The organism is Janthinobacterium sp. PAMC25594 (genome assembly GCF_019443505.1).
Lineage (GTDB): Bacteria > Pseudomonadota > Gammaproteobacteria > Burkholderiales > Burkholderiaceae_D > Janthinobacterium.
The window spans coordinates 1076295-1095326 of record NZ_CP080377.1 but is presented as its reverse complement, the minus strand read 5'-3'; the positions used below and the strand labels follow the sequence as shown (position 1 = coordinate 1095326).

Annotated in this window: 32 protein-coding genes and 1 pseudogene; 7 read left to right on the top strand and 26 right to left on the bottom strand. The window is 59.7% G+C overall.

Features of this window, described 5'->3' with window-relative positions:
• Positions 1–217 precede the first annotated feature (217 nt).
• On the top strand, positions 218–526 hold the full coding sequence (locus KY494_RS04755) for an H-NS family nucleoid-associated regulatory protein (protein ID WP_071077739.1): 309 nt from the start codon (positions 218–220) through the stop codon (positions 524–526).
• A gap of 317 nt (positions 527–843) precedes the next feature.
• Here KY494_RS04755 and smpB read toward each other — a convergent pair whose 3' ends face one another.
• Positions 844–1293 carry an SsrA-binding protein SmpB gene (gene smpB / locus KY494_RS04750; RefSeq protein ID WP_034752217.1) on the bottom strand — a complete coding sequence of 150 codons (450 nt, stop codon included), beginning with the start codon at positions 1291–1293 and terminating at the stop codon, positions 844–846.
• Positions 1294–1386: 93 nt separating this feature from the next.
• On the opposite strand from smpB, the gene KY494_RS04745 reads away from it, so the two are divergent.
• Together KY494_RS04745 and KY494_RS04740 are read left to right on the top strand one after the other, a co-directional pair.
• The gene (locus KY494_RS04745) at positions 1387–1818 is read left to right on the top strand and encodes a type II toxin-antitoxin system RatA family toxin (protein ID WP_071077738.1); all 432 of its coding nucleotides are present in this window, start codon (positions 1387–1389) and stop codon (positions 1816–1818) included.
• On the top strand, positions 1811–2107 hold the full coding sequence (locus tag KY494_RS04740; protein WP_219890115.1) for an RnfH family protein: 297 nt from the start codon (positions 1811–1813) through the stop codon (positions 2105–2107). The genes KY494_RS04745 and KY494_RS04740 overlap by 8 nt, the downstream gene beginning before the upstream one ends.
• Before the next feature lie 187 nt (positions 2108–2294).
• On the opposite strand, the gene KY494_RS04735 is transcribed toward KY494_RS04740, so the two are convergent.
• The 23 genes and pseudogenes from KY494_RS04735 to KY494_RS04640 all read right to left on the bottom strand — a co-directional run bounded on the left by KY494_RS04735 (position 2295) and on the right by KY494_RS04640 (position 15054).
• On the bottom strand, positions 2295–3404 hold the full coding sequence (locus KY494_RS04735) for an Arm DNA-binding domain-containing protein (RefSeq protein WP_258194667.1): 1110 nt from the start codon (positions 3402–3404) through the stop codon (positions 2295–2297).
• Between the two features lie 5 nt (positions 3405–3409).
• Entirely contained in the window at positions 3410–3712 is a 303-nt protein-coding gene (locus KY494_RS04730; RefSeq protein WP_219726802.1) for a hypothetical protein, read from the bottom strand.
• The gene (locus tag KY494_RS04725) at positions 3709–4248 is read right to left on the bottom strand and encodes a hypothetical protein (RefSeq protein WP_219890113.1); all 540 of its coding nucleotides are present in this window, start codon (positions 4246–4248) and stop codon (positions 3709–3711) included. Before KY494_RS04725 ends, KY494_RS04730 begins: the two co-directional genes overlap by 4 nt.
• The gene (locus KY494_RS04720; RefSeq protein WP_219890112.1) at positions 4245–4487 is read right to left on the bottom strand and encodes a hypothetical protein; all 243 of its coding nucleotides are present in this window, start codon (positions 4485–4487) and stop codon (positions 4245–4247) included. Before KY494_RS04720 ends, KY494_RS04725 begins: the two co-directional genes overlap by 4 nt.
• Positions 4484–4810, bottom strand: a complete 327-nt coding sequence (locus KY494_RS04715; RefSeq protein ID WP_219890111.1) for a hypothetical protein — start codon at positions 4808–4810, stop codon at positions 4484–4486. Before KY494_RS04715 ends, KY494_RS04720 begins: the two co-directional genes overlap by 4 nt.
• A 9-nt stretch (positions 4811–4819) precedes the next feature.
• Positions 4820–4942 (bottom strand): hypothetical protein, encoded by a 123-nt coding sequence (locus KY494_RS29620; RefSeq protein WP_258194666.1) that lies wholly within the window; start codon positions 4940–4942, stop codon positions 4820–4822.
• On the bottom strand, positions 4939–5577 hold the full coding sequence (locus KY494_RS04710; protein WP_219890110.1) for a hypothetical protein: 639 nt from the start codon (positions 5575–5577) through the stop codon (positions 4939–4941). The genes KY494_RS29620 and KY494_RS04710 overlap by 4 nt, the downstream gene beginning before the upstream one ends.
• Entirely contained in the window at positions 5574–6293 is a 720-nt protein-coding gene (locus KY494_RS04705) for a hypothetical protein (protein ID WP_219890109.1), read from the bottom strand. The genes KY494_RS04710 and KY494_RS04705 overlap by 4 nt, the downstream gene beginning before the upstream one ends.
• 332 nt (positions 6294–6625) lie before the next feature.
• Entirely contained in the window at positions 6626–6931 is a 306-nt protein-coding gene (locus tag KY494_RS29615; protein WP_258195002.1) for a DNA translocase FtsK, read from the bottom strand.
• Positions 6932–7201: 270 nt separating this feature from the next.
• A pseudogene (locus KY494_RS29610) lies at positions 7202–8092 on the bottom strand (recombination-associated protein RdgC); the annotation flags it as partial.
• 9 nt (positions 8093–8101) lie between these two features.
• Positions 8102–8515, bottom strand: coding sequence for a recombination protein NinB (locus KY494_RS04695; RefSeq protein WP_219890107.1), 414 nt, complete (start codon positions 8513–8515; stop codon positions 8102–8104).
• A gap of 28 nt (positions 8516–8543) precedes the next feature.
• Positions 8544–9182 (bottom strand): hypothetical protein, encoded by a 639-nt coding sequence (locus KY494_RS04690; RefSeq protein ID WP_219890106.1) that lies wholly within the window; start codon positions 9180–9182, stop codon positions 8544–8546.
• On the bottom strand, positions 9179–9427 hold the full coding sequence (locus KY494_RS04685; protein WP_219890105.1) for a hypothetical protein: 249 nt from the start codon (positions 9425–9427) through the stop codon (positions 9179–9181). The genes KY494_RS04690 and KY494_RS04685 overlap by 4 nt, the downstream gene beginning before the upstream one ends.
• A complete protein-coding gene (locus KY494_RS04680) occupies positions 9424–10134 on the bottom strand; it encodes a KTSC domain-containing protein (protein ID WP_219890104.1) in 711 nt (236 codons plus the stop codon). Before KY494_RS04680 ends, KY494_RS04685 begins: the two co-directional genes overlap by 4 nt.
• A gap of 31 nt (positions 10135–10165) precedes the next feature.
• Positions 10166–11437 (bottom strand): hypothetical protein, encoded by a 1272-nt coding sequence (locus KY494_RS04675; RefSeq protein WP_219890103.1) that lies wholly within the window; start codon positions 11435–11437, stop codon positions 10166–10168.
• Positions 11434–12090: a lambda exonuclease family protein gene (locus KY494_RS04670; protein ID WP_219890102.1), complete on the bottom strand. Its 657-nt coding sequence runs from the start codon at positions 12088–12090 to the stop codon at positions 11434–11436. Before KY494_RS04670 ends, KY494_RS04675 begins: the two co-directional genes overlap by 4 nt.
• Positions 12087–13100, bottom strand: a complete 1014-nt coding sequence (locus KY494_RS04665; protein ID WP_219890101.1) for a hypothetical protein — start codon at positions 13098–13100, stop codon at positions 12087–12089. The genes KY494_RS04670 and KY494_RS04665 overlap by 4 nt, the downstream gene beginning before the upstream one ends.
• A 112-nt stretch (positions 13101–13212) precedes the next feature.
• Entirely contained in the window at positions 13213–13458 is a 246-nt protein-coding gene (locus KY494_RS04660) for a hypothetical protein (protein ID WP_219890100.1), read from the bottom strand.
• Complete coding sequence (locus KY494_RS29605; protein ID WP_257560975.1) at positions 13455–13586, bottom strand: hypothetical protein; 132 nt, start codon at positions 13584–13586, stop codon at positions 13455–13457. Before KY494_RS29605 ends, KY494_RS04660 begins: the two co-directional genes overlap by 4 nt.
• A complete protein-coding gene (locus tag KY494_RS04655; protein ID WP_219890099.1) occupies positions 13583–13831 on the bottom strand; it encodes a hypothetical protein in 249 nt (82 codons plus the stop codon). The genes KY494_RS29605 and KY494_RS04655 overlap by 4 nt, the downstream gene beginning before the upstream one ends.
• The gene (locus tag KY494_RS04650; RefSeq protein ID WP_219890098.1) at positions 13828–14142 is read right to left on the bottom strand and encodes a hypothetical protein; all 315 of its coding nucleotides are present in this window, start codon (positions 14140–14142) and stop codon (positions 13828–13830) included. The genes KY494_RS04655 and KY494_RS04650 overlap by 4 nt, the downstream gene beginning before the upstream one ends.
• A gap of 212 nt (positions 14143–14354) precedes the next feature.
• A complete protein-coding gene (locus KY494_RS04645; protein WP_219135422.1) occupies positions 14355–14534 on the bottom strand; it encodes a hypothetical protein in 180 nt (59 codons plus the stop codon).
• A 145-nt stretch (positions 14535–14679) separates the two neighbouring features.
• A complete protein-coding gene (locus tag KY494_RS04640) occupies positions 14680–15054 on the bottom strand; it encodes a hypothetical protein (protein WP_219890097.1) in 375 nt (124 codons plus the stop codon).
• A gap of 751 nt (positions 15055–15805) precedes the next feature.
• On the opposite strand from KY494_RS04640, the gene KY494_RS04635 reads away from it, so the two are divergent.
• Entirely contained in the window at positions 15806–16519 is a 714-nt protein-coding gene (locus KY494_RS04635; protein WP_219890096.1) for a KilA-N domain-containing protein, read from the top strand.
• A 115-nt stretch (positions 16520–16634) separates the two neighbouring features.
• On the opposite strand, the gene KY494_RS04630 is transcribed toward KY494_RS04635, so the two are convergent.
• The gene (locus KY494_RS04630; protein ID WP_219890095.1) at positions 16635–17327 is read right to left on the bottom strand and encodes a hypothetical protein; all 693 of its coding nucleotides are present in this window, start codon (positions 17325–17327) and stop codon (positions 16635–16637) included.
• An 18-nt stretch (positions 17328–17345) separates the two neighbouring features.
• The gene (locus KY494_RS04625; protein WP_143451840.1) at positions 17346–18116 is read right to left on the bottom strand and encodes a S24 family peptidase; all 771 of its coding nucleotides are present in this window, start codon (positions 18114–18116) and stop codon (positions 17346–17348) included.
• A gap of 84 nt (positions 18117–18200) precedes the next feature.
• Here KY494_RS04625 and KY494_RS04620 point away from each other — a divergent pair, with 84 nt between their 5' ends.
• The 3 genes from KY494_RS04620 (at position 18201) to KY494_RS04610 (ending at position 19016) form a co-directional block, all read left to right on the top strand.
• Complete coding sequence (locus KY494_RS04620; RefSeq protein ID WP_219890094.1) at positions 18201–18521, top strand: Cro/CI family transcriptional regulator; 321 nt, start codon at positions 18201–18203, stop codon at positions 18519–18521.
• On the top strand, positions 18518–18655 hold the full coding sequence (locus KY494_RS04615) for a hypothetical protein (RefSeq protein WP_219890093.1): 138 nt from the start codon (positions 18518–18520) through the stop codon (positions 18653–18655). Before KY494_RS04620 ends, KY494_RS04615 begins: the two co-directional genes overlap by 4 nt.
• Positions 18656–18725: 70 nt before the next feature.
• Positions 18726–19016 (top strand): hypothetical protein, encoded by a 291-nt coding sequence (locus tag KY494_RS04610; RefSeq protein ID WP_219890092.1) that lies wholly within the window; start codon positions 18726–18728, stop codon positions 19014–19016.
• The last annotated feature ends 16 nt before the right edge of the window (positions 19017–19032 follow it).

Here is a 19032-nt window from a genome sequence, read left to right as displayed (position 1 = left end):
CAGCCGCACAAAGCAGGGGTATCGCGCGGGCCATTCATGGCCGATGTGCGCTCCCATGATTGAAGACTTGCATCGTTTGAAAGCCCGGAAAGCAGGTTTTTTTGGTAAAAGAATTGTAAAAAACAATCAAATTTCAAGAAAAATCACCTCAGTCGCGTTACAATTGGATAGAATCTAACTGTTCAGTTATATTTTTCAACTCACACAAGGAAATATTATGGATCTGTCGAACTTATCCCTGTCCGAACTGCGCACCTTGCAGGACGACATCAAGAAGCAAATGAAGAAGCGCGAACAGGATGATCTGTCCAAAGCACGCGAGCAAATCCTGGCGATTGCCCAGAGCGTCGGCGTTTCCGTAAAAGATCTGGTTGGTACAGGGATTCGCGCTAAAACGGGTACGGTCGCTGTGCGCTATCGCAATCCGGATGATGCGACGCAGCAATGGACTGGCCGTGGCCGTCAACCGAAATGGGTCAAAGAGTGGACCGATTCGGGTAAGTCGCGCGATCTGCTGAAGGTGTAATCCTGAAGGTTTAAAAAACCGTTCATTCGGATGCTTGTCCTGTGAAGTGGTACAGGTGTAGTACAAGGCAGCATGCAAGCATCCGGAACTTTGTTGATTCATTCTCGTTGGCCAGGTCGGCCAAGATGATTTACCTCGGCTTATCTCCATGGTATTTTTGTTAATGCCAGTCTTTTCCCCCGCCTTATCCGATTCCCTCCCTGTTGTAGTCCTCCGCGCCGCGCTTTTTTCCGTTTGCCGCAGATAGTGGCAAAATAAAACCCGGCATATAGCCGGGCTTGTTGATCTGCTCGCAGCACGCTGCGTGTCATGACGGATCAACGGCGGTGTGACTTCATTGCCGCCTGCACTTCGCGCGCGCCATCGCGGTCGCGCTCGGCTGCCCGCTTGTCGTGCTGTTTCTTGCCCTTGGCCAGGCCGATTTCGCATTTCACGCGGCCGCCCTTGTAGTGCAGGTTGAGCGGCACCAGCGTGTAGCCGGAGCGTTCCACCTTGCCGATCAGTTTATCCATTTCCGTGCGGTGCAGCAGCAGCTTGCGTGTGCGTACGGCTTCCGGATGGATATGGGTGGAGGCGGTCGGCAGGGCGCTGATATGCGCGCCGAACAGGAAGAGTTCATCGCCGCGGACGACGACGTAGGCTTCCTTGATTTGTACGCGAGCGTCGCGGATGGCTTTGACTTCCCAGCCTTCCAGCACGATGCCCGCTTCGTAGCGATCCTCGATAAAGTAGTCGTGGAAGGCTTTTCTGTTGTCTGCTATGGTCATGAGATGGTAAATGTGCGCGGGTCGGTTAAACTACTGTCTCGCGCAAGCGCGATAAAATCAAATGTATCCAACATCATAGCAAATGGTTCTTCAATGGCAGTAGTACATAAATCAGTTTTTCTCGGTTATAGCGCCGAACAAATGTTTGCGCTGGTGGCGGCGGTGGAGGATTATCCCAAATTCCTGCCCTGGTGCGGTGCGGTCGAGGTTCGCGAGCGGGGCGAGAACACGGTTGTCGCCAGCGTGGGCATACATTACCACGGCGTGCGCCAAAGCTTCACCACGTCCAACGAGAACGTGCCGCCGACCTCCATCAAGATGAAGCTGGTGGACGGTCCTTTCAAGACCCTCGATGGCGTGTGGACCTTCAAGGCCCTGCGCGAAGATGCCTGCAAGATCGAACTGGACCTGCACTACGAGTTTTCCAGCCGCGTGCTCGAACAGATCATCGGCCCCGTCTTCGGCATGATCGCCAACAGCATGGTCGACTCCTTCTGCAAGCGCGCGGAGACCGTATATGGCTGAGGCCAACATCAAGGTGCAAGTTTGCTACGCCTTGCCCGATAGCAGCTTCCTGCGTTCCCTGAGCGTGCCTGCAGGCGCCACCATCGAGCAGGCAGTGGCGCGGAGCGGCTTGCTGCAGGCTATCCCTGGCATCGACCTGGCCAGCAATATGGTGGGCATCTATGGCAAGAGAAAGCCGCTCGATACGGTCTTGCACGAGCATGACCGGGTGGAAGTGTATCGCCCCTTGCAGGCCGACCCGAAAGAGGCGCGCCGACGCCGTGCCAGCGGCAAGCCTGCGAAGGGTTGAGCGGGCAGGGCGGCGGCGTGACCGCTGCCTGGCGAGCTTCATTTTTTGCTAGTTCCAAATATCTTTTCTATGCTGCAAGGACGGAGGGCACTTTTTTCTGTATAACTTGCTTTTAGCCACCACAAGCAAGCATACATGCGGGTTCCAGTCGTTTCCCCTTTTCCATGGGCGAAACGTGGGCGAAAATCTAGGCTGCCCCTGCCTTTAGCCCATCAGTCATTTTGCAATACTGATCAGGCAACACGCCACCTTCCTGCTCAACCCAGCGGCCATACGTTCGGGTGATCATGGTCGTATCGGTATGCCCCATTTGCTTTGCCACGTACATCGAGTTGGCGCCCGTCGATAGCAGCGTCGACGCGAATGTGTGCCTCGTTTGATACGGATTTCGGTAGCGGACCTGGGCCTTCTTGATCATTGCCGCCCAGAAGAGGCTCAAGCGCTGCGTGTTGTCCCAGCCCTGGCCGGTAGCCGGATCAAGGAACACCAGGCCACCAGCAAGGCAGCTATGTTGCTTCTGTGCAACCAGCGCCGCGACAGCGCCGCGCCGCAGGTCGACCAAGCGGCGGCCGGCGCGCGTCTTTAGTTCCTCGCGCGATTCACCCATCACACGCGAACGCTCCACCTTCGCCTTGAATCCGGCCCAGTCGATCGATTCCCAGCGTAACGCGATGTATTCACTCGGGCGCATGCCCGTGTAGAAGGCAAACTGAAAGACATTGCGGGCCTGGCCCTGGGCAGCATCGAGGATGGCCGCAATCTCCTGCGCGGAAAAAGGATCCACTTCGTATTCAGCCTTGTAGGCGTCGCGGTCCAACGTTTTTTGCAATTTCACCCGGTCGAGCGGGTTACTATCAATCAGGTCGTCGTTTATCGCAAGCTCCAGCGCGCCGCGCAGCGGGATGAGAATTTGTCTGACGGAGGTGGCCTTCAACGACAGATCGACAATCCACGTGCGCAGCGCCGCCGGCGTAAGCTCGGTGAGCAGCGTGTCGCCCCATTGCCCCATCAGTATTTTGTTGAGCACGCGCTTGTAGCTTTTCAACGTGCTGGGCGCGAGGATACGCTCGTAGATCTCGAATTGCTGTTTAAGCAGGTCGCCAACGGTTACATCCTTGCCCCGAGGTTGCAAACCGAACTTCTTCAGCTGCGTCGATTCGGGGAAGTACTTGGCATAGCTGAAATTACCCAGCGCAATGGCGTTCAGGATCTCGCCGCGAAGCCGCTCGGCGTATTTTATGTTTGCCTTGCTGTGCGCGAGCTTCAGCGTTTCCCTGCACTCGGTGCCACGGTACATAAATTTTATGCGGATCGATTCGCTTTGGACGCCCGACCGGAGTTCGACGCCTGGCGGGCTGGACTTGTTTGTTCCCATTTTGCTACCCATTCTTCTACCGCCGGCAGGTTGATCCACAGCCGGCCATCTACAATTTTGCATTGATTGCCATCGAGCCACTTGCCAGCCTTGCGGCGGGCCTGCACGGAATCGACGGAATCGCCTGATATTTCGACGTAGCGCTCGAGCTTTACCCAAGTAAGGGGCTGGTGCGCACGCTCGATTGCGGCAACCATCCTGGCCACCACGTCGTGCTCGCTCATGTTCATAGCGCGCTCCCATCCGCCTTACTGACAGCGATAGCGGCTAAGCCAACAACTCGCGTTGGCGTCTTGATGTACCCGCTGTTCATTTCCACGTTTTCCAGGCTCTCGTGGCTGTAGACGACGCGGGCATTCAGATCTAACGCGGCGTAAAGGACGGCATGCGCGTTTGCTTCGCCCTGAATCGCTGGGGCGGCCGGCGCTGCGGCAATCATGGCCCGAAATACTGCATTGCCAGTCCAGATTTTATTGATGGCCGTGGTGTCGATGCGTACGGCCTGTGCGCCAGCGGTTTGCATTGCGTCATTTGGCTCGGCCGGCACCAGCTTCCAACCATCCGGTACGGCGGCGGGCTGCGCCGTCGGGGCAGCCATGCCCAGAACGGCCAGGCCATCGCCGGTATAGCCGCGCTCTACGCAGGCCTGACGCACGATGGCCAGCAGTGGCGAGCCTTGGCTGCAGGGGGACGGGGAGTGCTTGTTTTCGGCAGCGCGCGCCGCGGCGGCGGCAATGCTGCGTACCAGGTCCAAGAGATCGATCATTCTGCTTTCTCCAAAAAAGTTATTTCGTTCGGCTGATGCGGTGTCGCGTCGCCCATCAGGTAAATCACGGAAGACACGCCGCCGCCCAAGACCTGGGCGCTCATCCCGCGCAGGTGCTGCTGCTTGCCCTCGAACAACACTGGCTGGCAGGTGTGGATCGCGCGCAGCACGGCCCGGTCCAACTTGTAGGCGGCCTCGGCCGGGGTTTCCGGCGCGGGCGCTGGACTGCGGCTGCTCATTGCGCCGCCGACGCGCGGCGCGCGAACCATGCCACTGGGCCATCGTTCTCTTCGTCGTACAGCGCGAGCAGGAACCAGCCTGGGGCTGGCGCCGTGGGCTGCCAGTCGACCAATGCGCTCGGATCGCCATTGCCATCGAGGTAGCGTTCTGCCAAGTCGGGTGCGTCGCCATCCATCCAGATGCGCTGGACCTCCAGCCCTTGGGCGTCTATCCATTCCTTGAATTTGGCGGTATCGCCTTCGTCAAAGGATGGCAGATCAGGATGCTCATACCAGCCTTGAGCATCGCGCATGACTGGCGCCGCTTCAATTGTCTTTTTCATATTCACCTTTCAGGTTGTCGCGGCCAGGACGCCCGCCAGGGTCGCCGCCACGTAAATCAGGATCAGGGCTGCCGCCACTCGCGCGGCGCCGGGGCTGCGTTCGCTGTTCGGCACTTCGTCGTCATCGGTCATGCTGCCTCCGTGGTGGGCATCTTGATGTCGCGCCAGGCGTAGAAGGCTGGCCTGTCATCAGGCGAGATGCGCATACAGTCTTCTCCGAATGTAAAGGTGGCGTCGTGCTGTGCCCCTGGAAACCGGAAGTAGAGGAGCGCCTGGGCATGTCCGAGCCAGTCCGGCCCCTGCAGCGGCGCGCGGCTTACCCAGATGCTGCCGATCTTGCAGTCTGGATACTTGACCGCAAAGTACTCGATCAGGGCCGCCTGGGCTGCCTTTTGCGCGCGCCGCTCGACAAACTCCCCCATTACGCAGCTCTGGCTGCAGTAGACGGCATCGCCATCCGTGACAACTTCCAGGTGCTCGTGCTCTTCACCTTCATCCTCGGCTTCCTGCTGCATGTCCTCGCTGATTCGCCGGCTGCAGTGGTGGCACTCGAACCACCAGCCATGTTCGATCAGCACGGTCTTCGGCACCGGGCCGGGTGCGTACTGGTCGAACTGCGGGCGGCGGTTGCAGGATTCGACTTCGCTGAAGGAGCAGTCCAGTTCATTTCCACCCTCGCGCCGCGCGGTGGCGCTGTTGCTTGCGAAGGTGATGACGCAATGACCCTCGCCGGGCTCGCGCACTTCATAGGCACGCAGGCGTTTCATGGCGTCACCCGTTTGAACTCGATCACCCACACCCATGGGTTGGCTGCCCAACTGCCGGCGCCGTTGATGGATTCCCACAAGTGGCTGTAGTGCTCGCTCGGCGTCGCATTGTAGTTGTAGCTCGGGATGACGCCATGGCCACCAGGTGCTCCCTCGGCGCGCGCGTCGGCGTCGCTGCAGTCATTCAGGCGTTCGACACGCACCGACACGATCGCCAGCAGGATCCTGCTGGCCGCGCGCGGCATGAAGATAGCAGGGCGCTTGTACCAGCCGGGCAGCGCGCCGCCGCGCCCGGCTGCCAGTGGCACGTCTGGGAAATCGGCGTCGTACTGGTACGTACGGTCGCATTCGGCCGTCAAGTCGATGAAGTGCCATTCGTCGCGGCCCTTCTTCTGGCTGTAGCGCGTCACCCAGCGGCCGTAGGCGAAGAATGTCTCGCGCACGTGCAGACCGTCACCATGTCCGCCGTGTGGGCACGCGTCGCCAGCCATGCCGTGGGCACCAGGTGCACGCGTCTCCGCAACGCTCACCATCGACTGGAATGCGTTGCAAGGCCACTGGTAGTCACCTGGGCGGTGCGGGCTGGGTTCCGGCTGCGGCTTCATGACCCGCCGCGTCTGCGTCTTGCTGCCGTCGAGCACGACGCGCACCATGGGCGCGTTGAAGAGGATAGGGCGCTCTTTTCTGGCGATTAAGGGATGTTCGAAATGGTTCATGCTATTATTGTTCCAGTAACATTGATGGGGGAATCAAATGCGATTTTTCTTCAACGCGCCAGATGCGGAAGGCGGTTTTGTTTGGTTCCGCGACGATGCATTCAATAATTGCGTCGAAGTTACAGTCGGATATGGGTCAGAGAGACGCATTGGCACCTTCCAATTGCCCCGTCGAAGCTCCTATAGATCTGCATTAACGGAAAATGAGAGGGTGGAGTACTGCCGCCGTGCGATCTCCGAGTTTTGCAAAAGACCAGGCGCCATTGCTTCTCTTGGTCACGTTGACGAGAGCACTCCTTTGTGGGAGGGCGATCTGACCCTGACGGCATATCTCAAGTCATGACATTCAGGAGATTTCGGTTTCCGTTAGATTGCACAGGTCCAGTGAGGCCGACCAACTCCATTGCTTCGAGAAGCCGCGCCGCCCGGTTGTAGCCAATGCCCAAATACCGCTGTACCAGGGATATCGATGCGCGCTGCCGGCTGCGCACCAGCTCGACGGACTGCTCGTACAACGGATCGCTCGCGCTGCCGTCGCCGGGCAGCACGGCGCCTACCGCTTCGCCATTCAGCTGCAGCGCCGGGCGCTGTTGGCGGACAGGGGCATCGCCCGCTGCCGGTCGTGGGCTCGGTTCCATGATCTCAACGGCGGCTACCAGCAGCAGGTCGGCGGATTGCGAGCCGCCAGGCAGCTCCTTGGCCAGCGTCAGCGCCGATTTAATCGCGCCCTCGGCAGTTTCTGCCATGTGCTCGCGCACGCGGGCAACGGCCGGCTGCACGGTGCTTTCATACAGCTCGTTGAGCACATCGCGATAACGTGCGCGCAACTTGTACAGATCGGCAGTCAAGTTCACGGCGCGCTCGATCTTCTGCTGGCCGGCAGCAGCTTGGCGCGGCGCCGGCGCATCCGCGTCGGCCTCGCCGCCCAGAGCCTCGACCAGGTCGGCCAGCATCTTGGCCAGTTCGCCCGACATCAGCGCGAAATCGCTGTCGAAGCGCTCGTCGTCGTTGCGCGTGGCGCTCTCCTTGATGATCTCCAACGGCTTCACCGATTTGACGGCCAGGCTCTCGTCCAGCACGAAGCTGATCTTGTCGCTCCAGGTCATGGCCAGGCGCGTGCACTGCTTGCCGGCGGCAATGTGGCGGCGGATATCGTCCGCTTCCAGGGTGTGGCGCTTGTACGCCACCTGGGCCTTGCTCTCGCCGGTGGCGCGCATGATCGCGTCTTGGTCGACCGTGAAGCCGGCCGGGGATTCGTCCGCCTGCAGCCATTCCGTCATCGCGCCGACCGGCGAGCGCATTACGCGCAGGCTTTCCAGCGGCAGCTTGTCGACGGACTTGAGCAGCAGCTTGATCACTTCATCGGCCTTGGCCGGGCTGGCCGCGTCCACCACCAGCCAGCCGTTCACCGGGTCAATCCACACGGCCGTGGTGCTGAGAATGGCGAACGCGCGCGGCAGCAGCTCGTCGGTGACGCGCTCCTTCAGTTCCTTCATGGCCTTCTTGCCGGGCGCGAAGCCCTGGGCTTCTTCCATTTCCAGCGCGCGGGCGGCGGCCACCTGGTTGACCACGGTCGACGGCAGCAGCTTCTTCTCGGTTTTCAGCTGCAGCAGGAACTGGCCGCCGACGGCATGCACCAACGGCGCGCCGGCACCGCGAGGTGCGGCCCAGCCCTGGCGTACCAGGTCCATGCTAGTGGCGGGTGTGAACTGCTGCGGCGCCAGTGCCTGCTCGAGCAGGGCGGCCGTCATGGCCCAAGGGATGGGTAAGCGGTAAATCTGCAAATTCTTGAAAAACATGGCGCTTCCTTATTCTGAGAACACGACGCCGCGCGCGGCACCGAAGGCATACAAAAATTCAATGAACTGAGCGGCTTCCTTCACGTAGAAGTCGCTGGTCTGGACGCCCAGCTGCACGATGCGACGCCCGTCGAAGCTGGGCGTCACGCGCCCGTCGTGGTGCAGCGGGGTGCCGGCCAGGCGCATTTCGTCGGCAAACTCGTCCACCAGCAGCCGCTTCATGTCGTCCGCATCCCACTTGCGCCCGATGTGTTCCACCTGCTTGGCGATCTCGCCGATCATTGCGTGATATTTTTCTTCCTGGGCCCGCTTTTTCTTCGGCTCGGAAAACACGACCATCCAGCCGGGCGGCGCGTTTTTTGCGAATTCGGCCGCCCGGCGTCGCGCCTCGTCGTGAACGAGGAAGTAGGTCTGTTTCGTCATGGCGGCGCTCCTGCGGCGCGGCGCGCCATCATGCTGGCACCGCCTCGGCCGCCGACTGCTTGACCGCGTCGTATTGCTCGATGCCCCAGGCCAGCGCGTAGCAGCACCAGAGGAAGCGGTGCGAGTAATCCTCGCTGTCTACCTCGTAAAAATCGTGGAAAACGCGCTTCCCGTTCCATACAAAGTCCATTGCCGCGCGGTAGGCCGTGTCGGCTCCATCGTCTGCATGGTCCAGCACTTCGGATTGAAGCTCATCGCGCAGGCCGTGCCCACGCTTTCCGGTCAGCCCCCGTTGTTCAACCCAGTCCATGACATTCGTCTTGAATTTCTCGGACGAATACTTCCGATAACCGTCGCGATCTGTCGCCTGGAGCTTTTCGCCCCAGTACGGGAGGTTGACCGCCAATTTAGCGCCGTTGCGTTTTTTGTATTCCCGGTCGGTACGGAAAAACTCAAACATGTCGGTCAGCCGCTGAAAGACATACGTGCCCATGTCGCCGGTGTAGCAGAGGTAGCCGGGCCAGGTAATCAGATCGAAGTGCATGCAGCCAGTGCCAGGGCGCGAGAAGCGAACATGCCGACCGTTGCCGCCATCGTCACGCAGCACGGTCATTTTGTGCTCTGCCACGTCGAGGAGGAATTGCGCCTCAGCGCAAGAGGTGCTCATGCTTTTTCCGCCTTTAAGGCCGTCACCCGTTCCAGGTCATAGCAGCCGCGAACGCCATCGAGCCAGATGACTGCGCTGTGGCCGCCCATGATCTGCGCCTCGCTGGTCGTGACCGTCTCGCGGACCTCGCCACCATCCAGCTTGACGCTGACGGCGGCGCCGACCTGGTGCGCAGCGTTGAACTTGTCGCATGCGGCCTGGAGCTTTGCGGTAGCCTGTGCCTGACGCTCGGCGCGGGTGGTCATGCTGCACCGCCCAAGTCAGCCACGTCGATCACGATGCCGCGGCAGTACGGTTCGCCGTCCTCCACGATTTCGAACGTGGCGTGCGGCACGTCAGTGCGGTAGGTCCAGCTGTAGCCGTCTTCCTTGGCCCACAGGGCATCCACGGCGCGCACCTGCGGCGCCCGGGCGAAATAGTCCTTGAGTGCATCGTCGTCGTGCTGGATATCCTCGCGGAATGGCAGCAAGCCCTTGGCGTCGAGCAGTGCGATGGTCGGCGCGCCGCGCTCGTCGTGCACGAAGCCACGAAATTCGATCAGGTCGTCGCTGGCGCCGAAAATCACGATCAGGCCGGCAGCAGCGGCCTGCTGCTCTTCTTCCTTGGCCATTTCCTTACCGTATTCGCGGCCCGTCAGCAGGCCGGCCAGCAGTTCCTTGCTCAGCTTGACCGGCGCCAGCTCGACGGCCGGCGTGCCCATGTTCGTGTATGGGTGCTTGTCGGCATGCGGCTTGATGTGCGCGTAAAAGTGCTTGCCGATGGACTCGGCGCTGGCAAAGGCCGCGTATTCGGTGGCCTTGACGTTGGCGTAGTGGTACACGTCCGCTGGCGCGCCCTTGCGGAAGAACTGCACGGCCAGGGTTTCGGTCGCGGGGCAGTGGCCGATGGCGGCAATCTTCGAGGATTGGATGGCTTGCAGGGTGATTTGTGGTGCTGCGGCTGCTGTATTCATTGGTTTCTCCTGGTGGTGGGCGAGGTGGTGTTTATGCTGCTTTGGTGATCAGGGCAGCGTACTCAGCGGCAAAGTCGAACTTGGCCAGGCGTTCGATGGCCTCGGCTGCCGTCAGGCCGAACTGCTCGAACATCACATCGAGGATGTCGCTGTCGGATGGGTAGAGGTCATCGGCAGCGGCGTCGAGCAGGTCAGGTGCTGGCGCTGGGCGGCTCGCGGCCGGCGCGATGGCGGCGGGCGCGCGGCGGATGCCGATAGGAGCGGAGGGCGCAGGCGCGGCAACCTGGGCGGCTTGCTCGGCGGCGCGCGCCACGGCGAGCTGTGCGGCCTGCTCGGATTGCGCAGCATCATTGGCCAGGCGGTCGGCTTCGACCTGAGCCAGTCGTGTGGCTTCGGCTGCAGCAGCCTGCATATCCAGCAGTTCCTGGCGCTGGCGTGCGATTTCCGCTTGCTCCAGCCGGTTCTGCTCTGCTTGGGCGTCTGCCTGCTTTTTCAATTCAGCGGCATGGGATTCGCGTTGGCGCAGCGCCTCCGCTTCCTGCTCGGCGGCCAGCGCCGCCCGGCGGTCGTCTTCAGCCTGGCGTTCGGCAGCGATGCGGTCAGCTTCCACCTGGGCGATACGCCGGGCCTCGGCAGCCGCTTCGCGCAGTTGCGCCAGCTCAGCGCGCTCGGCGGCAATGCGGGTGGCTTCTTCTTCGTTCGCCACTGCTGCGGCATGCAGGCTGGCCAGCTTGGCGCTCACTTCGGCAACGACCTTGGCAGCGTCCTTCTCGAATTCGGCAAAGCGTGCCTTGTCCACGACGATGGCAGCCACAGTTGCTGCGGCCACCTGAATATCGGCAGCGGACTTGCCCACCAATTCCAGCGGCGTATCATGGATTGCCGCAATATCAGCCTGAATCGCAGTAATGCGTTCGCGCTCCTTCGCAATCGCAGCTTGCTTTTCGGCCTCGACCTTGGTGTCGTAGGCGTCGCGCAGCTCGAACACGCGATTTTCTTCTGGCGTGATCAGCGCAATCAGGTCTTTTTCCTTTGCAATCACCGCCTTGCTGAAGTCTGTCGCGTCTTTGCGTGCGGCCTCGCCGACGGCCTTGATGCCGGTGCGCAGTTTCAGCAGGTTCATGCCGATGCGGTGCGCCTGCTCGCGGCCGGCGGGATCGATGACGGCGGTAATATCGGTCGAGGCGGCAACCTGTTCCTTGATTTTTGCCTCATAGTCCACGGCGCCCAGCGCGACGGCAGCGCGCTGCGGTAGGGTGAGGGCGGCGGTAGCCGGCGTGGCCTGGGTGGTTTCGGTGATCATGCTGCCTCCTTGAGTTTGAAAAGAATTTCGCGATCCGATACGCGGCGCGCGAAAGCGGCCAGGTCCAGCACCATTGCGTCAATAAAGTTGTCGTCGCGCATCACGCGCTTGATGTACAGGTCGCTACCAGCGTTGGCCAAGTCGGGCACGTACATGATGAAATCGCACCACTTGCGAGCCGTGATCCACATGCCGCCCTGCATTTGGTGCATGTATTCGGTCAGGTCGCCTGTCTCCAGGATCTCGACGATCTTCACGCTGTCGATTGGCGCCTTGATCTCGATCAGGCCTTCATTACCCACAAACCCGTCCGTCGAATAGCCGAACAAGCCGTCGTCCGTCAGCACGAGGCCCGCCTCGGTCACCATGGATTCGGTGCGCGCCTCGTACGCCATGCGTGCCAGGCGCTCCATTTCGTGACCGCGGTCCAGCACCCAGGCCTTGACTGGTGCACCGTACGGCTTGCCGCTGATGCGCTCGATGGCCAGGTCTGCGGCGTATTTGTCCGAGGCGATGGAAGGATCGCCGGCCTTGCGCTTGCCAGAAGTGCGCGACAGGGTGGACACTGCATCGACGAAGCAAGAGGCTGTTACGACGCCGGCGCGGGCCTGGTGCCATTCCGGCGTGCCTTGGGCGCAGGTAATGAATCTCATGCTGCCCCTCCTGCTTTCTGAGCGCGCGCCATCAGGCCGTCGTAGTGAGCGGCGAGCATGTTCTGCGTGGTTTTCGACAGGCTGGCCCAGCTTGCAGCGAAGACCTCGGCACCGTCGTCGGCGAGCACTTCCATGTCGGCGAGTATTTCGGCCGCAGCAGTGGACAGCGGTTGTGGTTCTGGCTTCTCTGCTTTGGGCGCAGGCTGCGCGGCAGTCAGTGCCGTTCCGCGTTCCGTTACAGCCGCCTTGAAGGCGTTCGATGCAACCGCATCCTTGGCCTCGTTGATCGCCTTGACGCCAGCCTTCCATACAGCTGCCAGGTCATCAGCGGTTGGCGCAGCGTTGGCCTTGGCCACCCACTCAAGCGCCAAAGGTGACATTGCTGGGTCGCCGGCGTCCTGGACGCGCAATTCTTCCGGCAAGTCTTCGATGTCCTGCGTGAAAATGTCGGATGCTGCTGTGACGTTTAAGGTCATGGCGATCATGGCGCGCTTGCATGCCATTTTCAGGACCGTATTTGACAGATCGGCCGCCTCGGTACGTACTTGAACTTTCTTCTGGACACTGCCGTTGTACTTCGCAAATTTCAGACGGCGCATCGTTTCTGGCGTCAAATCGAATTCCTCGGCGCACACGGATGCGCGCCACTTATATTTTTCTTCGGCGGAAGAGCATTCACCGACGCCTTCGCCCAACATGATGTCGGATACCTGGTGCTGGCCGACGCAAGTAACGCGGAAGCGGGCAACCAAATCGGTGCTGAGATCGAGGATGCGATAGATCGGGGCGATGCGGAAAGTCACACACAGCACTTCGGCGCCCGGCTTGTACAGCGTCGGCTTCGGCGTTCCAGGGATGGTCCCGTAGTGGGTGTTGAGCTTCATGATCCCGCGCATCACCTCCTGTACCAGGTTGACGCGCTCGCGAATCTCGGCGAGCGAGTAGCGGTGCACTTCGGCAGCAACCAGGCCGGCGCTTTCGCGACGTGGCATTTCGATTACTTCGTTCATGACTTTTTCCTTGTTAGTTTTATGATTTCTGCCTTCAACAGCGCCAGGCGGACGGCGTAGACGATGGCGTGGCCGGCATGCCAGTTGCGCAGGGCCTGGCTGGCCACGTCAATCACGGCTTGGCTGCCGACGTCCACTGCGCCTCCCGGTGGGCGCGGCCCAGGCGCTGCACGCGCGCGGCGGATGCGTCCAGGTCGATCAGCGCTTCGATCTGCGCGGTGATCAGTTCCTTGCGCATTTCCTCAAGTCCGGCCAACTCGCGGCGCACGCCGGCCAGACGCATCTTGTTCATGTGGTGCTGGTGCTGCGCCTGGTAGTGACGGTGGGCGGCCATCAGGCGGTGGAAGAGGGCGATCATGGGCGCACCATTGCAGTCACGCCAAGGGCGCCATTGTCGTAAGCAGCGTCCTGCAGGGCGCCCAGGTCGCCAATGGCGGGATAGCTGTGCATTCCTTCGGCGGTGCGGATGGTGATGATGTAGCTCACTGCTGCTCTCCCTTGCTAAGTTCTGCGAATTTTTCCTGTGCTGCGCGCCAGCCGGCCACGCGTAACACGGCACGGGTGTCCTTGCTTTTCTGTGCGATGCGGTTGTGCCGCGTTGCGCGTTGATTCAGCGTCATGCCCAGGCCGCGCATTGCGACGTCATGAATCTGCTGGATTCGGTTCGTGTAGGTGGTGCTGCCCGCGCAGAGCTGCAGAACCTTTTCAAGTGCTTCTCGGTGCTCGCTCATACAACACCCACGACATGCGCTGCGGCGGCGATGCCAGCGTCTTCGCCGACCACGTAGCGGCCAGTCGTGCGGCCGCAAAACGGGCAGTGGCTGGCGACGCACGGCATTTCCTTGCCCTTGGCGTTGGTAAAGCCCTTGCCCGTGCCACGGATGCGGAACGGGATGTTGATCGTGCTGCGCAGGCCCATGTCATCCGTCATGGCAAAGCCGGTGGCTTGGCACTCGACCTTGATATCGCTGCCAGCCTTGGCCACGATGAATGGCGAGCTGGCCAGGTTTGTCTCGATTCTTTTGACGCAGTCGCAATTCATTGTTCTGCTCCTCTGGTTAATTGGCTGTTGACGACCCGGTCAATCCGTCGGGCGTGTGATTCCTGCGGCTGGTGGGTCGCCAACAAGAGAGGAATTTGGTCAGACGGCGGGATTTGCTTTTGGCTCGGCCCCGCTTGCATAGTGCAAACGCCTCTCTTATTGGCCGCCGGTTACGCCGGCGAAACGGGCCAGGGCGACTGGCCGGGGTGAAATTAGGCTGCCGTCACCTGCGAAGGGCGGAAACGCTGGCTTTGCGTCGAGCCGTCCAGCAGCACTTCCAGGAAGTCGCCGCGAGCGCCTGGGTGCGTCTGCACGAACTTGCCATGGCGAGCTGCCGGGTCGGTCTTCGTGCCCTTCACATTCACTTTCTGGTCTTTTTTGAAATTCGACATGCTGTATTTCCTTCAAGGTTGGTTGTGGCGCCGGGCTTCCCCGGACGCCTGATCCTCACGAAGATCAATCGGGCCACTCTGTGCCATCGGGCAGTTAATCGGGCTGCCATTCCTGTCCCGCCTTGAACTACGGCGCGGGCGACCGCTAAATCTGTAACTTCTCCAGGCCCACGGCCTGCGCGCGGGTCTTGGCCTGGCAGTTCGCCGGATCGTCACGCGCCAGCTGCGCGGCACCATCGACTTCTCTGGTGGCTGCCGCCAGCGCGTCCGAATAAATCGTGCCGGCGACAAATTCCCGGAACGCGTTGCCTGCGGTGGCCGCATCGCATGCCAAGGCGGTGCGCGCCAGCACATTCACGGCGCCAGGTGCTGCCAGCCGTTCGAGCAGCATGTTGGCGATCCCGCTGGCGCCGGCGCCGCCTGTCAGCAAGACGGTACGTGCGACTGCATTTTTCTCGGCTGCCAGGCTAGTGATCATTTCTTCGCGCAGCTCGGCGGCGTCGTGGTCGCGGGCACTCATGACGATCAGCCGTGCGCTGGGATTGCGATTGCCGGGATCACTTCGCCGTGGGCGACGAGGACCGCTTCGAGTGCTGCGAGCTCTGCTGGGGACATGTCGTACTCCTGTGTTTGCTTTCGATGGAGTGAACTATAGCAATTTGCTTTTAGCATAGCAAGAGCAAATTGCTTTTATTTTTCTCTTTTCATGTAAAATGTTTTCGTCGCCAGGGATTCGGGCGACCGGAAGCCCGGACAAAATCACGCCAGGCAGCGCAAGTCCAGATAGATGGAGCCGGCGAACGCTACGCAGTACCCAGGGCATTAACGCGAAACGGGCGTAGTGGAAGTGCCGCAAGAAGGACGACGGGCGGCGACGATGGGTGATAGTGGGGAGAGTCGAGTCGGGGGCCGGAAACGCTCAAAGGCTCCCCTATGCGCAGTGCCCGAAGTCGAAGAGGGGCATTCAGCGTTCTCACGGAGCTGGGCTTTATCGCTTGGCTACTGGGAGAGTGCTGCTCAGGAACCGAGCCTCCAAGGGCATAGACTTCAAAACAGTAGCTTTAGAACTTGGAAAAGCAAGATCAAAAGCTTACTTCAAGAGCAAGATAATGTTTTTTGAGTACCCTTTACAGCAGAACACATAGTTAAAAATAAATCGGCCCCGCTGGCGCAAAAAATCGCCGGGCGATGCCGCGCGCAGTAGCAGGCATGGCTGGTGGCCGTGTTACTCTCAATCTCCCGGCTCTCAATAAAATCAACTGGAGAATCACATGAATGATCGCGTTTCCGAAGAGCTGCTTGCTGAGGCGGCCGGGCGCCACGCGGCGCGTATCAGTGGCGTCACGACCGTTATCACAGCCGAATACAAAGGCCAGGGTTACTCATTTCGTGACGACGGATGGTTCAACGCCACCGAGGCGGCGCAGCGGTATGGCAAGGAGCCAGCTCAATGGCAGCGGCTACCTGCAACGATCGAGTACGTGGAAGCCTTCAAGCGTAGATATGGGGAAATCACACATGTAGAAACCAGTCGCGCCCGCGCTGATCGTGGTGGCGGAACTTGGCTACATCCGAAGCTGGCCGTGCCATTTGCGCGCTGGCTTGATATGGATTTCTCGTTATGGTGCGATGAGCAAATAGATCGACTCCTTCGCGGGGATCTACTGAATGAGGGTGGCACCGACGAGTTGACCACTGTGCGCGACCGGCTGCCTCTGCTGGAAGTCGCGCACCATGTATTCACGCGCACCGGAATTTTCTATCCGCAAACCTATGCGGCCATCAACGCGGCAGCTGGCTCGACAAACTACCGCACGATGAAAAAAGGACAGGCTGCGCGCGTGCTGCCGCAGGCGTTGCGCATCAATACTGGAACCGACACGCAGGAGGACTGGGAACGACTGCACGTGAGCAAGCGCGAGCTATCTGGCGATGTGCAGTTGGAACTGGGATTCAGCGGTCCGGATTCGGATGTGGCAGTGTAGGTGCCCGTCAAGGCGGCCATATCATCACCTGGTGCGACGTACGCTGCACCTGACCAGCAACACACCCACCGCCGGCGAGGTGGTGCGATTGTCTGTTGTTGAAGTTCTTATGCTACTAATTCTGAATTGACGATACGATGCCGTTTTCAAAATAAATGTAGTTGCCGTCGCCGTAAACCCATTGTTCATGAGTGCCGTATGATCCAGTGCTGCGATTGATACTCTCCGGCCCACCCCAGTTGGATGCACGAACCTGCTTTGCGGTCATTCCAATGCTAACTCCGCCGCGCGCTTTCCAAGCGGCAGCAGCATTTGCCGCCTTGGCTTTAGCCTTTTTTTCCGCAATGCGTAGTTCTTCTGGCGATACCGGGAGGATGTATTCAACAAAATTGTGCTTAGGCCTCCCAATCTCATATAGATCATCAAAAAGAGCATATTTTTTCGGGTTGCTATCGAATAATATACCCTCTGCTAAATATGCAATTTTTCCATCGGGGAAATTTATCTTAACGTAATTTCGATATCTGTTAGTTGCGAAACCAATAACTGAAAAGCTGGTCGCCTCAGTCACCACGAACTTTTCACTGCCAATAGAGCCATCTTCCTCAGCGCTAATAAATTCCTTTCGTCTAATTGCAGAAGCATTCGGCTCGATCCAAAACGTCACGCCTGCCATTTTTTCACGCGCCGCCAACAGCGTTGATTGTTTAATATCTTCTGCCGAGGCGGCATTCTGTGTCAATGATGCGTATTGCGCATGGGCGGGGAGGCCTGCAAGGGCGACTAGCGCCAAGACTAAGCTTTTCATGATCATTCTAGTAGTGAATTAGAGGCGGTCTTTGAAATTGCGCGCCTCAAACCGCACTATGCGCCCAACAATAATGCAATCACCGCCACGGCAAAGCCTTCTTGCGTATCGTGGGTCGCCATTTTCGGACGTCATGTACCATTCGCGCCCCTCATATTTGAGGCGCTTAATGACAGGCTCGCCATTGAAATTGATGGCGTAGACGCCCCCACTTACCTTTTTATTATCTGCGATATTTACCACGGCGATATCGCCTTGGTAAAGCAGGGGCTGCATGCTATCGCCTCGCACTTTGATGGCAATAAGACAGTGTGGGACGTAATCATTTTCCTCGACCCATTGCAATGGTACATCTAAGGTGCCGCCATCTTCAAAATTTTGCTCCACTTCAAATCCCATGATCCCGGCCTGCAAGTGCATTGTGACCAATTTGATGGGAATCGTTGCATGGATGGCTTCGCCTACGGTGACGCGGCGGGCGCCGGGCAACAGAGGGTGGGCAGGGGAGGTAGACACGGGATCGCCGTGATCTTGAGGAATATCCTCAATCTGGTCGTCGCTGTGGTCGGCATCCATCCAACCTTCCGGCTTGCCGCAACCGGCCTCCAGCTTGCGAGCCAACTTATCGCCCACGCCACGCGCGGTACCGGTAGATGACTTCGCACTATTCAGTATTTGGCTGAGATACATGGGTGCCGTGGCTGCGCGTTGAGCCACGGCGTCCGCCGTCCTGAATTCGTTGACGAGCGTTCGGAGATTTTCGATGCGGATTTCTTTAGATGTAGCCATATGGGCATTTAATAGCAAAACGCTTTATATAGGAATATGCAAATTGCTATTGCAAGAGTAAAAGCAAATTGCTATAGTGAGGTTATGAAACTCATCGAATACGTCAAAGGTCGCGGGTCCCAGCGCGACTTAGCCGACAAGATCGGCATCACTCCAGTGCTTATTAGCCAATGGGCGAATGCGTTGCGGCCAGTTCCTCCTGAGCGCTGCGTCGAGATCGAACGCGCTACGGGAGGCGAGGTTTCCCGTAAAGACCTACGCCCAGCAGACTGGCACAAAATCTGGCCCGAGCTGGTCGCTGTCGATCCTGGCCACGCCGGCCGCCAACCGCCCACTACCAACGCCATCTTCGACACCGTGCCTGCGCGTGCCGCCGTCGGCATCGACGTGGGCGCCAAGCCATGATCCGCCTGATCCCAATTCCTCCGCCGCGCCCGGCGGCCGACTTCGCGCGCATCCCGCTGCTCGAACCGCACCAGTTGCCGCGCGGCGTACAGCTTGAGGAGTGCGCATTGCCAGCCTGCGAGCGCCCACCGTAAAACAGCACCAAGTACCAACCTGCATTTCGCTGTACCCAAACCCTGTAACACCGACCACCAGGAGAAAACCATGAAACAGAAGCAAAAACGTACCGCACTCGTCAAGGGCTACATCACGGACGACAACAAGGATGCCTTGCAAGCCGCATGCACTGCGATGCGCAAGACCGTCAGTGACGTGCTGAACGAATGCACGATCGTAATCATCCGCAATCACCTGGACGCCAGGCCGAAACGGAATGATACGCCGCCGTTTTCCAGCGGAGCTAGGCCCAAATCAACAAATAACAGGGCCCAAATTTCGCCGGCGCCGCGCCCGTGCTTTGGCGTCGTCCCGCGCGTCGTGCGGATGCGGGTTTAACGGCATGGAGGCAGCT